Raw genomic sequence first — 14,483 nt, 5'->3', positions numbered from 1 at the left:
TCTCATGTTCGATCTGAAGATCGTTGGTGGCACCGTGGTCGACGGCACCGGCGCGGAGCGCTATCGCGCCGACGTCGGCATCAAGGACGGCAAGATCGTCGATGTCGTCCGCCGCGGGGACGATACCCCTGAGATGGGCGGTGAGGCCGCCGAAACCATCGATGCCACCGGCCGGGTGGTTGCGCCCGGCTTTGTCGACATCCACACCCACTACGACGGCCAGGTGAGTTGGGACAGCTTGCTCGAGCCGTCCAGCGGCCACGGCGTCACCACGATCGTGACCGGAAACTGCGGCGTCGGCTTCGCGCCGGTGCGGCCCGGCACCGAGAAGTGGCTGATCGAGCTGATGGAAGGCGTGGAAGACATCCCCGGCACCGCGCTCACCGAGGGCATCACCTGGGGCTGGGAAACCTATCCCGAATACCTGGACGCGATCGGCAAGCACAAGTTCGCGGTCGACGTCGGCAGCCAGGTCGCCCACGGCGCCATCCGCGCCTACGCGATGGGCGAGCGGGGTGCGCGCAACGAGCCGGCCACCCCGGAGGACATCGAGGCCATGGGCCGGCTGGTTCGGGAAGCGATCGAGGCCGGCGCGCTCGGATTTTCCACCTCCCGCACGATGGGGCACCGTGCGATGGACGGCGAACCGGTCCCCGGCACCTACGCCGCCGAGGATGAACTGTTCGGCCTCGGACGGGCCATGGCCGCCGGCGGCCAGGCGGTGTTCGAGCTGGCGCCGCAGGGATCGGCGGGCGAGGACATCGTCGCCCCCAAAAAGGAACTGGACTGGATGCGGCGGTTGAGCGGCGAGATCGACCGGTCGGTGTCGTTCGCTCTCATCCAGGTGGACGCCGATCCGAACCTGTGGCGCGAGATGCTCGACCTTTCCGCCGACGCGCACTCTGCGGGCAGCCGGTTGTACCCGCAAGTCGCGGCGCGCCCGTTCGGGATGATGATCGGATTCCAGGGCCACCACGGCTTCAGCCACCGGCCCACCTACCGCCGACTGCAGGCCGAATGCGGCCGTGAGGAACTCGCGCGGCGCCTGGCCGATCCCGCGGTGAAGGCGGCGATCCTGTCCGAGGACGACCTGCCCGCCGACCCGACCCTGTTGTTCGACGGGATGTTCGCTTTGGTGCAGCACTCCCTGCATCGCCTCTACTCACTCGGTAACCCGCCGGACTACGAGCCCACCCCGGATCGCACCGTTGCGGCCATCGCTAAGGCCCGCGGCGAGGACCCGCTGTCCACCCTCTACGACCTCATGCTCGAGTCGGACGCGACCGCCATGTTGATGCTCCCCTTGTTCAACTACGCCGACGGCAATTGCGACGCGATCCGGGAGATGCTGCTGCACCCGGCCGGCGTCCTCGGGCTCTCCGACGGCGGCGCCCACTGCGGGATGATCTGCGACGCTTCGTATCCCACGTTCCTGCTCACGCACTGGGCGCGGGACCGGCGCCGCGGCGAGAAGCTGTCGCTGGAGTACGTGATCCGCAAGCAGGCCCGCGACACCGCCCACCTCTTCGGCCTAACCGATCGCGGCACCATCGAGCCGGGCAAGAAGGCCGACATCAACGTCATCGACATGGACGCCCTGACGCTGCATCCCGCCGCGATGGCCTTCGACCTGCCCGCCGGCGGGAACCGGATCCTGCAGGGGGCGAGCGGATACGCGGCCACCATCGTCAGCGGGACCGTGACCCGGCGCGACGACGTCGACACCGGGGCCCGTCCCGGACGTTTGGTACGCGGAGCGCGTTAAGGCTCCCCGCATGAACGCGCCCGCCGGCAACCCGACCCGCACCCGCGACGAGGACGCGATCGGCACCCCGCCGGAAGGCCCGACCCTGGTGCCGGCGCAGCGTTATTACTCCCCCGCGTTCGCCGCACTCGAGGTCGAGCGAATGTGGCCGAACGTCTGGCAGCTGGCGTGCATGGTCGACCACGTCGCCGAGCCGGGCGACTATTTCGAATACCGCTGCGGCCCATACGGTGTGCTGATCGTGCGCGGTGACGACGGGGTGCTACGCGCTTTCCAGAACGCCTGCCGCCACCGCGGCAACTCCGTGTGCGTGGGTTCGGGCTCGGGGCTGCGGGAGCTCAAGTGCGGCTATCACGGGTGGACCTGGGACCTGGGCGGCACGCTCAAGCGGGTGCCCAACCGCAAGGGCTTCGGGTCGCTGAAGATGTCTGACTTTCCGCTGGTGCCGGTGCGGGTGGACACCTGGGAGGGACTCGTCTTCGTCAATCCCGACGTCGACGCGATGCCGCTGCTCGAGTTCCTGGAGGCGATGCCCGACGACATCGCCTGGTGCCGGCTGAGCGACTTCCGCTGCTATGCCACGCTGACCGTCGAGGTCGACGCGAACTGGAAGACGATCGCCGACGGCTTCAGCGAGACCTACCACATTCAGACGCTGCACCCGGAATTGCTGCGCTGCGTCGACGACATCCATGCGCCACAACAGATCTGGGGCCACACCGGAAAATCCGACCAGCCCTACGGGGTACAGAGCCCACGCTTCGACGGCGCGCTGAGCGACGAAGAAGTCTGGGACGCTTACGTTTACACACAGGGCGCGCTCATGGGAGCCGCCGAAGGCACACCCTTCCCCGGCGCCGAACGCCGCCCCGGGCAGACGGTCCAGGATCTGATCGCCGCACACACCCGGGCCTTTGCCGCCACCCGCGGCGTGGACCTCGACTGGGCCGACACGGACCGGATCACCCGCCTGCACCAGTACAACGTCTTCCCCAACATGACGCTGCTGGCCAACGCCGATCATCTGACGGTCATGTGCTCGCGCCCCGGCCCCGATCCCGACAGGGGCGAGTTGGTCATGTTCCTGATGACGCGGATGCCGCCGGGCGCCGCGCGCGCCAAGCCGACCGATGTCCGGGTAACCGCCGGTGAGGCCGAGCCCGGCGTGGTACTTACCCAAGACATCCGGCTGCTCGCCGGACTGCAGCGCGGCATGCATCAACCGGGCTTCACCCACCTGGTGCTGTCCGGCGAGGAGCGTCGCGTGATCAACATGCACCGCAACCTGGAGCGTTATCTGGATCTACCCCAGTCTGAGCGAATGAGCGGCGGCCCGGCGAATCAACCGTCGCCAACATAAATTCGTGTAGACACGCCGTAATCGGTCCGATGCGATTTAGAATCCGTTTCGTGATGACCCCGTCAAACCCGTGGGGGGACGACCGAGGGCAACTCGCGCATCAGCTACAGATGCGATATCAACCACTCGCGCGAAGACGCGCGCGGCGAATGTGCCAGAACTTCGAGCGCGTCGGCGTCCGAACCGCGCCCGACCGCGTGCGGGAGATGCTGGCTGGTGCGCCCCTTGCGGCTCACGAAGCGATGGACATCAATTTCGCGCTGATCGCCCTACGGTTCGAGCGTGAAACACGCGCCGCGCGGTACAAGCGGCTGAAGCGACAGGGCACCCGCTCGCTGATGTTCGCCGGTTTGGTCCTGGTGGTGTTGAACTTCCTGATGTGCATGGCCTACGGCCTGCTGAACCTGGCCGATCAGGGCGCGCCCCTCTAGGCGCCTCAGCGCGGGACGACGATGCCGTTGTCGTACGCGTAGACGATCGCCGCGGCGCGGTCGCGCAGGTCGAGTTTTCCGAAGATCCGGCCGATATGGCTTTTGACCGTGACGCCCGAGATGCAGAGTTGGTCGGCGATCTCGGCGTTGGAGAGGCCACGGCCTATCAATGTCAGTACGTCGAGCTCGCGAGTGGTCAACTCCCCGATCGCGGTGCCACGCGGACCCGGGGCGGCTCTGCGGTAGGTGGTGAGCACGCGCGCGGTGACCGCGGGATCCAGGTAGCTGTCGCCCCTGGCGACCGCACGCACGGCACGGATCAGTTCCTCGGCGGACGAGTCCTTGAGCACAAAGCCGGCCGCGCCTGCGCGCAGCGCCTCGGACAGCAGCTCGTCCTCGTTGAATGTGGTTAGCGCCAGCACCGGGGGCGCGCCCCCGAGCCTGCGAGTCGCCTCGATGCCGTCGACTCGGCGCATGCGCAGATCCATCACCACCACGTCGGGTCGGTGTTCGGCCACCGCCGCCGGCACCTCGTCACCGTCGGAGCATTCCGCGACGATGACGAAACCGTCCTTGCGCCGCAAGATCCGGCGCAGCCCCGAGCGCACCAGCTCCTGGTCGTCGACGAGCAGGACGGTGATCTCGGGAGTCTCTAAGGTATGTGGGATCACGCCTTGCACCACCACGGGCGCCAGCCGGCATCACCTTCGTGCAGCGGTATGTCGGCGCGCACCGACCATCCGTCGTGGGTCGGGCCGGCATCGATGGCCCCGCCCAGCAGCTCGACACGCTGGCGCATGCCGCGCAACCCGCGCCCCTCGGCCGAATGCGGGGCGGCGATCGCCACCGGTAACCGGTTGTCGACTGTGAGACTCGCCGAGCCTACCGAGATATTCAGCGCCACTGTCGATTTCGAGTCCGGTGCGTGTTTGGCGATGTTCGTCAGGGATTCCTGGGTGATGCGGTAAAGCGCGAGGCCGACCGCCGCCGAGACGCGCTCGGTGGCGCCGTCGATGCGCAGCACGACGTCCAAGCCGGCGCGCTGAAAATCCGCGACGAGGACGCCGACGTCGTCGATGCCGGGCTCGGGCGTGGTCTGCGCGGATCTCGTCGGCGAGCTGTCCAGCAGTCCGACGGTACGCCGGATGTCGGCCATTGCCTGCCGGCCCAGGCGTTCGGCCTGTTCGAGCGCCTCGACCGCGTCGTCGACGTCGCGGTCCTCCTGCAGTCCGCGGCGCGCGCCCGTCACGTGCAGCAAGGTGATGCTGAGCGAGTGGGCGATGACGTCGTGCACCTCGCGGGCGATGCGCCGGCGCTCGTCGGCGGCGGCGTGCTCGGCCAGCATCTTCTGCGCCTCGATCTGCTCGGCCAGCAGCAACCGTTGCGCGCGCATGAGGTAGCCGAGCAGCCAACCCGCCGCCACAAAGCCCAGATACAGCACCACCGCGTCCAGGCGGTGCAGTGCGGAAGCGGCGAGCAGCATCGCGGTGGCCGACGCGGCGGACAACAAGCCGGCCGCAATGGAACTCAACGTCGTCACCGACAAGACCATCAGCACCATCAGCGCCGGGGCGAAATCGGCGTGAATGGGCGTCGACGTCCCGAACAGCATCATGGCGGTGGCTGTCGACCAGGTCGCCCACATCAGCACAGGGCTGAGCTTCATGTTCAGGAAGAAGAACATCAGCGTCGGTGAGATGCATACCGCGAACGCGGCCAGCGCGACGGGCAAGTCGGCGGTGGGTCGCTGCAGGATCGCGATCACGCCACCGACCACCTCGGTTGCGTCGACGGTGATGAGCGCCGCCCAGGTAATGCCGACGGGAATCAATTCGCTTCGCCGGCGAAACTGTTCGCGCAAATATCGCGTTGCGGTACGCAACATCGTCCAATCTTAAAAGAGCGCGCTACCTGCCCACATCATGCCGTGGGCGGCAATCGCCTCCGCCCGTGGTAGGAGGCAAAGACTGCACTTCGGCACGACGCGCAGCGGGCGACCGATTTCCTAGCGTCGAGTCATGACATGGACACTGCTGCACGACCGAATGGCCATCATGGCCGAAGTGATCAAGGCCGCGGAGGCCGATCCCGAGGCGGCACTTGCGTTGGTCGCCAACTCATCCGAGGTGGCCCGGCTCTTCGGTGACGAGGAGGAGCTGCTCCTTTCGCTGGGACAGCGGTGGATCACCATGCTGGTGACCAAGCTGGATCAGGCGGCGCACGAGGGGGTGGCGGCCGAACAGGTGCGGGCCGATCTCGAGGCCGCCGAGCCCGGCCTGCACGCGCTGATACGGATCGGCTCCCGCAGGTCGCTGCGGGTACGTTCCTTGACGCGCGGCGAGCACGTCGCGGTCGGCCTCTTCGGCGGACCGACAGGCGATCGGCAGACCGTTGCATGACGGACGGGGATTACTGACCCGGCTCACCGGCCGCTACGCGGTTCTGATCGTCGGCCTGTGGGTCCTGGCGGCGGCCGCCGCCAATCTGGCGTTCCCGCAACTGGAGCGCGTCGTCGACTCGCACGCCAGGTCATTCATGCCAACGGACGCGCCGAGCGCGGTCGCCGCCTCGCGGGCCGCCCAGCTGTTCGATCAGACACCGAGCAACAACTTCGTTTACGTTGTGCTAGAACGCAATCAGGAGCTGACGCCTCGCGACCGTCAGTTCTACAATGCGATGACGACGGCACTGGGCTCCGATCACCGTCACGTGTACGCGGTGACCGACCTGTGGTCGCAGCCCGCCACCGCCGCCGGCGCGCAGAGTTCGGACGGGCGGGCCGTCAGCGTGATGGTGCGGCTGGCCGGAATGCTCGGCACCGCCCAGGCGCGCGATTCGGTGAACGCTGTCCGCGCCACCGTCCAGAACCTCTCACCGCCGGCCGGCCTGGAAGTCCATGTCACCGGGCCGGGCGCCACGATCGTCGACGAGTTCTCCGCGATCGATCGACAGATGCTCGGAATCACCGCCGCCACCATCGGTCTCATTTTGCTGTTGCTACTCGCGGTGTACCGATCGCCGATCGCGGCCGCGATTCCGCTGGTCTCGGTCGGGCTCGCCCTGGCGCTGGCCCGCGCCGTCGTCGCCGCGCTCGGCCAGTCCAATGTAGTTGAGGTGTCGCTATTTTCGGTGGCGCTGATGGCGGCCATGACCCTGGGTGCGGGCACCGACTACGCGATCTTCCTGGTCGGCCGCTACCACGAAGGCCGCCGCCGCGGCGTCGCGCCGGCCCGGGCGTTGACGGAGGCCTACCGTTCCATCGCGCCGGTGGTGATCGGGTCGGCATTGACCGTGTCGGTGGCACTGGCCTGCCTGGTGTTCGCCCAGGTGGGCTCGTTCCGGAGCGCCGGGTTGCCCTGCGCCATCGGCATTCTCGCCACCATGGTCGCGGCGCTGACCTTGACACCCGCGCTCATGAGCCTGGCCATCCGGCGGGGATATCTCGAACCGCGTCCGTCGAAGACGGCGCGGCGCTGGCGCCGCGTGGGGACGGCGGTGGCGCGCTGGCCCGGACCGATCCTGGTCACCGCGGGCGGGATGACCCTGCTGGTCGCGCTACCGCTGACCGGCATGCGGGTCGGCTTCACCGAACCCGCCGCCACGCCGTCTGCAACCGACTCCAACCGCGGCTATGTCAGCGCAGACCGGCATTTCGCCGCCAACTCCCTGTTGCCCGATGTTGTCGCGATCCAAGCCGACCACGACCTGCGCAACCCGGCCGGCCTGATCGCCATCGAGCGAATCACCAGGCACATCATGGCCGTACCGGGGGTACGCGCGGTCCAGTCCGCCAGCCGCCCCGACGGCAAGGTGCCCGAACAGGCCACGTTGAGCTATCAGGCCGGCGTGCTCGGCCGCCAGTTCGGCGACTCCATGGATGCGCTGACCCAGCGCCTCAAGCGGGTCTCCGAGCTGGACAGCGCGCTGGCGCAGACCCAGGTTGCGGTGGACGGGCTAGGTAACGGATTGCGCGGTGGCGGTGCGGGATTAGCCGAGGTGTCCGGTGCCGCCGACGACATGCGCGCCGGCATGGACGGCCTGCAGCGCAACGTCACGACCGTGTCGGGTTACCTCGACCCGCTGCGGGACTTCGTCGGGCGGACGCCCGACTGCGCCGCCAATCCGATCTGCTCCACGGTGGACCGCGTGCTCGAGCCGGTCGACAGCCTGGTCCAGACGTCATCGCGCCTCGACGCCGGTGCCGCGAAACTGACCAGCGGCTCGAGCACGGCCGCCACCGCGATGGCCAGTCTGCCCCAGAGCGTGGCCTCGATGAAAGACGCGTTGGGGCAAGCCCGTTCGGCTACCCATGACCTACTGGGCTTGACCGACACGCTCGGACCCCAGATGCGTCAGCTGACCGATTACCTGAACGAGATAGCGACGCAATTTCAGGGCAGTGGCGCGGCGGACTTCTATATGCCGCAGCGAGCATTGACCGATCCGCGGTACACCACCGCGTTGAGTCACTTGATCTCCGAGAACGGCCGCGCCGCTTACCTGCTGGTCTACGGCGACGGCTCGGAGTGGGGCGGCGACGGAGCCAAGCGGGCGGACCAGGTGCGCGCCGCCATCAAGGAGGCCACCAAGGAAGGCACCCTGACGCCGGTGGAGGTCGACCTTGCCGGCGTCGGCCCGGTGACTGCCGATCTGCAGCGCTTCGTCGCCGGTGACACCAAGCTGCTCGTGGGCGCCGCGTTGGTGCTCATCTTTCTGATCGTCACGGCGATGCTGGGCAGCCCGGTCGCGGGCCTGGTCGTCGTGGGGACCGTCGTCACCTCGTACGCGTCGGCTATCGGTGCCAGCGTGCTGATTTGGCAGCACCTGCTGCACCAGAATCTGCACTGGGCCGTCGCCCCGATCGCGTTCATCGCCCTGATCGCAGTCGGCGCGGACTACAACCTGTTGCTGGCGTTGCGCATCAAACAGGAAGCGGCAGCGGGCCTGAAGACCGGCATCATTCGCGCCTTCGGCGGCACCGGCGGTGTGGTCACCGTTGCCGGCATCGTCTTCGGGCTCACCATGCTGGCATTGCTGAGCAGCAGCGTGCTCAGCATCGCCCAGATCGGCACGACGATCGCTGTCGGGCTGTTGCTGGACACCCTGGTCGTGCGGGCGTTCATCGTGCCGTCCATCGTGGCGCTGCTGGGCCGCTGGTTCTGGTGGCCGCGCTCACTCCCCGGTCGGCCCGGCGGTGCCACGAAACTCCCTGAGCAGCAACCGGTTCCGGTCGCTACTGCTGTTGGATGACCGTCGACGGTATCCCGACCAGCACGCCTTCGACGTCGCCGTCGGCGCTCACCAGCAGGCCTCGCCCGGGCGGGAGCGCCTGGGCGCGGACCGAGCGGTTGATCCGGTTTTGCGGGTCGTTGTCCATGTAGAGCTGCCCGACCTTCGCCGAATTCTGGAACCGCATCCACGGATCCATCTGCAGCGTCGCCCAGTTCGCGCTGTTGCGGGTGGTGAACACGTGCAGGCCGATCTGCCGGGCCCGTTCCATCAGCTTCCACAACGCCGCCCCCACCGGAGGCTTGGGCGGGTAGCTCTGATCCGGGCGCAGGTCCTGGACATCGTCGATCAGCACAAAATGCCGGGCGCCTTCCCACGGCTTGAGCGCGCGCAGCTCCTCCTGGCTCAAGCCCTTCGGAGGCAGTCGGGGCAGCAGGATCTGTTGTGCGAGTTGGGTGATCACCTCGTCGATCTCGTCTTGGTCATAGGCGTACGCGCGCACGTAGCCGGGCCCACTCAGATCCCGCAGACCGTGCGGGGCCGTCTTCGGGTCGATGAGCGTCAGCTGCGCTTCCTCGGGGCCGAAGCGGTTCATGATCGCCTCACCGATGGACACGAGCGACAGCGTCTTGCCGCAACCCTGGCGGCCCAGAATCATCAAGCCCGGGCTCTCCCGGAGCTTGAGCGGGACCGGGCCAAGTTCGTGGCGCTCACCGATGGCGAACGCGATCGACAGGTCGTCACCGCTGCGATGCGCCGCGTCGTACTCCAGGATCGCCCGCAACTCGACGCGCTGAGGAAGCCGTTGCAAGGTCGCATGTTTGGTCACACCCGCGACGTCGGCGATCTGCGCGCCGACATCGATGATGCTCACCAGCGCGCCGGTGGCTGGATCGGCGAGCGCCGGGACCCCGATTCGCAGCTCGTGCAGGCTGTCGGTCAGACCAAAGCCCGGGCGGCTCAGCGTCCGCCGGGCGGCGTCGCGCGACTCCAGCGACGAGTGCCCCATCTGGCTTTCGCTCGGGTCGGCCAGGCGCAATTGGATTCGCGCCGTGGCGTTTTGCAACAGGCTCTGCCGCTGCCCGTGGATCCAGCCGCCGGCGCTGCACATCACGTGCACCCCGTACTCGGGACCGCGGCTGCTCAACGAGATGATTCGATCGCCCAGGATGGTGTCTTTCGAATACACGTCGTCGTAATCGTCCACCACCACGAACACATCGCCGAAGGGGTCGGTGGGGTCGGTACCGCCAAGCCCGTCACTGCCCGGCGCGAACCGGCGCTCACGGAAGCCGTCGAGGTCGATCTTCAGCCGCCGGAACGAATCCTCGCGCGCGTCGATCAACGCGTCCATGCTGCTCAAGATCCGCTCGATGCCCTCGGCGTCCTTCGGCGACACGATGTCGGTGACGTGCGGCAGCGACGCCACCTGGGCCAGGGTCGCGCCGCCGATGCAGAAGAACGTCACGCGCGCCGGGCTGTACATCGTTGCGGCGGAGCACATCAGCGTCATCAGGGTGGTCGTCTTGCCGCGTTGCTTGGCGCCTACCACGATGACGTTGCTGCGCAGCGCATCGACGGCGTGCACGATCTGCTTCGACTCCTCGGGGATGTCCATGACGCCCACCGGGAACATCAGGCCCGCGTTCTGGCCGTAGTCGACATGCCACGGCTTGCCGCGGTAGGCCGACACCAGAACGTCGACGGGCTCGGGGTCCTCCAGCGGCTCCAGCCACGGCCGGCGCGGCGACCGGTGCGGGACGTCGTGCAACGACTCGCGCAGGACGTCGACGACCTTCTTCCGCTTGAAACCGTCATCGTGGTAAAGGAATTCGTCGGGCTCGGTGTCCGCGGCGGCAGCCGCTTCCAGGGCCGCGGCGTCGGATTCCTCGAGCGGCTGGAACTGCCAGTTGTACAGCCGCGGCTTGGTCAGGGTCATGTCGACGGTGGTCGCGACCTCCTTGCCCTTGGGCACTACGAAGGGAGCCGACAGGTAGAAGCAGCGGAACGGTTCGAGGTCTCGCGGCCCCACCTTCAGCAAGGCGAAGCCGTTCTCTTTCGACGGCAGGTGGTAGGCGGCGTCCGATCCGATCACCTCGCGGCTGTCGTCGCCGGACTCCGCGCGCAAGGCGATCCGGAACGCGATGTTGGACTTGACCTTCTGCAGCGACGACAGGTCCAGCCGCTGCCCGCCCAACATGAAGAAGACATTGGCGCCGCGGCCTTCCTGACCGATGTGGATGATCAGGTTGATCCACTTCTCGTGATTGGCAAAGAGTTCCAAGTACTCGTCGACGATGACGAGCAGGACCGGCACCGGTGGCAGATCTCGTCCGGCCAGCCGGATCTCTTCGTAGTCGTTGGCGTCGCGGGCGCCCACCGAGGTGAACAGCTCGTAGCGTTGCTTGATCTCGCCGTCGATGACCCGGCGCATGCGTTCGGCCAGGTGCCTCTCGTCCTTACCGAGGTTCGACAGGGCGGCCACCACATGCGGGAGGCCCAGGATGTCCTGGGCCGCCGATTCGAACTTCATGTCGACGAAGATGACGTTGAACGTCTCCGGCGAGTGCGTCAGCGCGATGCCGTAGACCAACGACAGGAAGAACTCCGACTTTCCCGAGCCGCTGGTGCCGATCACCACGGAGTGAAATCCGAAGCCGCCGAAATCTTTCGCGCGGATGATGACGTTCTGCAGCTCGCCGGTGGGTTTCGCGCCGACGGGGATTTCACACCATCTCTCGTCACCGCGGCCACGCCGCTCGGCCCACAACCGGTCGACGTCCAATTGGCGGGGATCGGCGATGCCCAACGCGCGCAGCAACTCGGTTGCACCGCCGGTCGAATCGGCGAGCTCGCTACGCGTGGTCGGCGACCACCGCGCCATCGCCCGCGCATACCGATAGGCGCGGTGGACCGACAGCTGGTCGGCGTGGGCGAAGAACTTCTCGCGCACCCGCAACAGGGGCGCCGGGCGGCCGTCTTCGCCGTCCGTGTCGTAGCCGTTCCGGCCGAATTTGACTTCGCCGTTGACCAGTGTGCTGTGCCGCTCGTCCATCTCGAAGACCTGGTCCTGCGCGAAGCCCACGCCGGTGCCGACTCGGGATGCGATGCGCAGCAAGGTTATTCCGGCCTTGCCGACCTGCCCGACCACGCTCTCCCACGCGTCAGGACTGCCGGTGTTGTCGTCGACGATCACCAGGTGCGGTCCCAGATCCACCGTGTCGCCGCCGGTTTCGAGCGCCGATCCCATCGCGGTCGGGCTGGCCGCCGCGGGGGGCGTCCACGCGCCACGCTTTCCCTTCATGTGCAGTTCGGCGCCGAGGGTCTCCTCCAGCTCCTCGGGTGTGGTGAACACCAGGCGCCGCCAGCCGCACGCGTCGAACAGCTCGTCGTGCAGATTGTGCGGTAGCCACACCATCCACGACCACACCTCGGGACTGCGGGTGACCACCATCAATTTCAGGTCGCGTGGGTTGTGGAACACCGCCAGCGAGCACAACACCGAACGCATCAGCGAGCGCAGCCGGTCCAGGTCGTCGCCGACAAAGCTGAAGCCCGGCGCCGACCGCAGGTTGACCACCTTGGCGATGTCGCGAATCTTGCGCTGCTCCAAGATGAAATCGCGCAGTGCCTGTCCGGTGACGGGTTCGAGCTCCTCGTCGGAGGCGATGTCGGGCCACGTCACCGACAACACCGAGTCGGGTGCGTGCTGCACCCCGGTGCCCAGCCGCACCTCCAGGAAATCCACGTCGCGGCGGCCGCGTTCCCACATTCGCGGCCCACCGATGATGGCCCCGAGCCCGCGTGGGTCGGAGTGCAACGCGTTCTGCCATTCCCGCTGCGCGCACACCGCGGACTGGATCTCGTCACGGTTCGTGTCGAGGTCGCGCAAGTAGCGGCGGCGGCCCTTTTCCATTTCGCCCCAGGTGATCTTGCGCGCACGCCCGAAGCGGCCGGAAAACGCCAGCATGCTGAAGGCGCCGATACCCATCAAAGGGAAGAACCCGGTGGAGAGACTGCGGACCCCGGACACGTAGAGCATGACAATGGTGCCGATGAGAGCCACGATCAGCGCCGGCACCCCGATCATCACCCAGATGTTGCGGGGCTCGCGCTCCGGCAAGGCGATCGGCGCATTCGGTGCTACCCGAACGGGTTTCGGCGGCTCGATCTTGACTCGGTTGATGGGAAACGCTTTCTTGGACATCCCCTAGCCTCCCGCCTTCGCTGATGTCGTCACCACGGCCGCCCGTCCCAGTGCCGGCACCGTGTCACGCGCCACGAGCGCCGCTTCCCGCGACAACGCCGGGCCCGCAGCGAAAGTGCGCAGCAACGGCCACGGCGCCTGAACCGCCGAGGCCGGATCGAGCCCGAGCGCGCGCATCGTGTCGTCGTTGGCGGCGATGCCGAACCGCACGCCGTTGTCGGACACCCAGAACAGCGATTCGCGGGAATCTGACGTGATGACCCCGCTGGTCGAGGTGACGAAGTTGGCCGCCCCCGGTAGCACCAGGACCTGGTTGGCGACCACCGATGCCGGGTCGCGGTCGTCGCGCACCAGGTGCACGATCCGGTCGTCGAGGTACGAGTACACCGGAAGGCCCCGACCGTTGTAGATGACGACGCGGGCCTGCGGATCCGTGGAGCCCTTCTCCCAGCCGACGCAAGTGGTCGGATTCGCCGCCGTGTCAACGAAATTCAGCCGCTTCGTCGGGTAGTAGTCCACGGCCAGCGAGTTCACCTGGGGGATGTTGACCAGCACGTCGGGGGTCACCACGCGGGGTGCCGTCGACCCGTACGAGTTCGCGCTGCGGAGCAGATCGGCGACGAAGCTCGTGATCTTCTGCACCCCGTCGGGCAGGAGCACGTAGAACTGCTTGCCACCACCGGCGGTTTGGGCCTGCAACACCGCACCCACCTGCGACCCCGAGACCCACGTCGACGGCGCGCCCGCCTGCGGCACGTCCGGGACGCGCAGCGGCTCGGTTGCGGGGAGTCCATCGTAGAGCGCGCGCGAAATCTCCACTGGCGACGTCACTCCCGGGTCCAGGCCCAGGCTGAGGGTGATCGCCCTGCTGGCCGGATCGACCTGCGAGCGTTTGCCGCCCCAGATCACATATGTGTTGCCCTCGAACGTCGCGAGGACTCCCGCATCGTCGGCCAGCGGGGTCGCGCGGCCGCCGCCGTCGAGCGTGCCCGCGATTGACGTGACGACCGGCTTCTCCCCGCTGCGCGGGCGCCCGGCCGTATCGCACACGGCCCAGGCCGAAATCGCGCCGCGATTCACCGGCATCGCCGCCGGCGCACCCGGGATACCGATGAGTGGCCCGGTCGGATACTTCGCGATCTCGCTGCGCTTCACCCACGTCGGTGGGTTCGCCGTTCCGGTGGCCAGCCGGGCGGACGTCAAGTTCAGGGCGGGATAAAGCCGGCCGTCGATCCGGGCGTAGATCGCGCCGGAATCGCGGTCGCCGATGATCGCCGATTCTCCGACTGCGCCAGTCGGTTTCAGGACGTTCAGCAGCATCATCCAACCGGCGGCGATGGCCACCAACAAGATCGACAACACCAGCGCAGCGGTCTGCTTGCGGTCGTCATGCTTCATCCGCACCGAGAACCGGGTGGTCGCCGCGCGCAGCCGTCGGTTGTAGAACAGGTGACCCGAGTTCTGGTCGCGGTTCGACAAACTCAGCGGCAT

The 14,483-nt window shown here is 67.5% G+C and carries 9 protein-coding genes; 5 read left to right on the top strand and 4 right to left on the bottom strand.

Features of this window, described 5'->3' with window-relative positions:
- Positions 1–4 precede the first annotated feature (4 nt).
- The 3 genes from A5781_RS19030 to A5781_RS19020 all read left to right on the top strand — a co-directional run bounded on the left by A5781_RS19030 (position 5) and on the right by A5781_RS19020 (position 3,556).
- A complete protein-coding gene (locus A5781_RS19030) occupies positions 5–1,765 on the top strand; it encodes an amidohydrolase family protein (protein WP_067209867.1) in 1,761 nt (586 codons plus the stop codon).
- Between the two features lie 10 nt (positions 1,766–1,775).
- The gene (locus tag A5781_RS19025; RefSeq protein WP_067209863.1) at positions 1,776–3,125 is read left to right on the top strand and encodes an SRPBCC family protein; all 1,350 of its coding nucleotides are present in this window, start codon (positions 1,776–1,778) and stop codon (positions 3,123–3,125) included.
- Positions 3,126–3,274: 149 nt separating this feature from the next.
- Positions 3,275–3,556: a hypothetical protein gene (locus A5781_RS19020; protein ID WP_156622523.1), complete on the top strand. Its 282-nt coding sequence runs from the start codon at positions 3,275–3,277 to the stop codon at positions 3,554–3,556.
- A 5-nt stretch (positions 3,557–3,561) separates the two neighbouring features.
- Here A5781_RS19020 and A5781_RS19015 read toward each other — a convergent pair whose 3' ends face one another.
- Entirely contained in the window at positions 3,562–4,224 is a 663-nt protein-coding gene (locus A5781_RS19015; protein WP_067210015.1) for a response regulator transcription factor, read from the bottom strand.
- Positions 4,224–5,441 carry a sensor histidine kinase gene (locus A5781_RS19010; protein ID WP_067209860.1) on the bottom strand — a complete coding sequence of 406 codons (1,218 nt, stop codon included), beginning with the start codon at positions 5,439–5,441 and terminating at the stop codon, positions 4,224–4,226. Before A5781_RS19010 ends, A5781_RS19015 begins: the two co-directional genes overlap by 1 nt.
- A gap of 133 nt (positions 5,442–5,574) precedes the next feature.
- Between A5781_RS19010 and A5781_RS19005 the strand changes: the two genes are divergently transcribed.
- A complete protein-coding gene (locus tag A5781_RS19005; RefSeq protein ID WP_067209857.1) occupies positions 5,575–5,955 on the top strand; it encodes a hypothetical protein in 381 nt (126 codons plus the stop codon).
- Positions 5,948–8,806 (top strand): RND family transporter, encoded by a 2,859-nt coding sequence (locus A5781_RS19000; RefSeq protein WP_067209855.1) that lies wholly within the window; start codon positions 5,948–5,950, stop codon positions 8,804–8,806. Before A5781_RS19005 ends, A5781_RS19000 begins: the two co-directional genes overlap by 8 nt.
- Here A5781_RS19000 and eccCa read toward each other — a convergent pair.
- Together eccCa and eccB are read right to left on the bottom strand one after the other, a co-directional pair.
- Positions 8,790–12,992, bottom strand: coding sequence for a type VII secretion protein EccCa (eccCa, locus tag A5781_RS18995; protein WP_067209851.1), 4,203 nt, complete (start codon positions 12,990–12,992; stop codon positions 8,790–8,792). The genes A5781_RS19000 and eccCa overlap by 17 nt on opposite strands.
- A gap of 3 nt (positions 12,993–12,995) precedes the next feature.
- Positions 12,996–14,483, bottom strand: coding sequence for a type VII secretion protein EccB (gene eccB / locus A5781_RS18990; protein ID WP_067209848.1), 1,488 nt, complete (start codon positions 14,481–14,483; stop codon positions 12,996–12,998).

Source organism: Mycobacterium sp. 852002-30065_SCH5024008 (genome assembly GCF_001665645.1).
In the GTDB taxonomy this organism is placed as follows: Bacteria; Actinomycetota; Actinomycetes; order Mycobacteriales; family Mycobacteriaceae; genus Mycobacterium; species Mycobacterium paraffinicum.
This window is presented reverse-complemented; position numbering and strand designations above follow the sequence as displayed.

Coding starts and splice junctions, on each gene's coding strand:
- A5781_RS19030 (WP_067209867.1), top strand. CDS start 5: ATGTTCGATCTGAAGATCGTTGGTGGCACCGTGGTCGACGGCACCGGC.
- A5781_RS19025 (WP_067209863.1), top strand. CDS start 1,776: ATGAACGCGCCCGCCGGCAACCCGACCCGCACCCGCGACGAGGACGCG.
- A5781_RS19020 (WP_156622523.1), top strand. CDS start 3,275: ATGTGCCAGAACTTCGAGCGCGTCGGCGTCCGAACCGCGCCCGACCGC.
- A5781_RS19010 (WP_067209860.1), bottom strand. CDS start 5,441: ATGTTGCGTACCGCAACGCGATATTTGCGCGAACAGTTTCGCCGGCGA.
- A5781_RS19005 (WP_067209857.1), top strand. CDS start 5,575: ATGACATGGACACTGCTGCACGACCGAATGGCCATCATGGCCGAAGTG.
- eccCa (WP_067209851.1), bottom strand. CDS start 12,992: ATGTCCAAGAAAGCGTTTCCCATCAACCGAGTCAAGATCGAGCCGCCG.
- eccB (WP_067209848.1), bottom strand. CDS start 14,483: ATGCCGCTGAGTTTGTCGAACCGCGACCAGAACTCGGGTCACCTGTTC.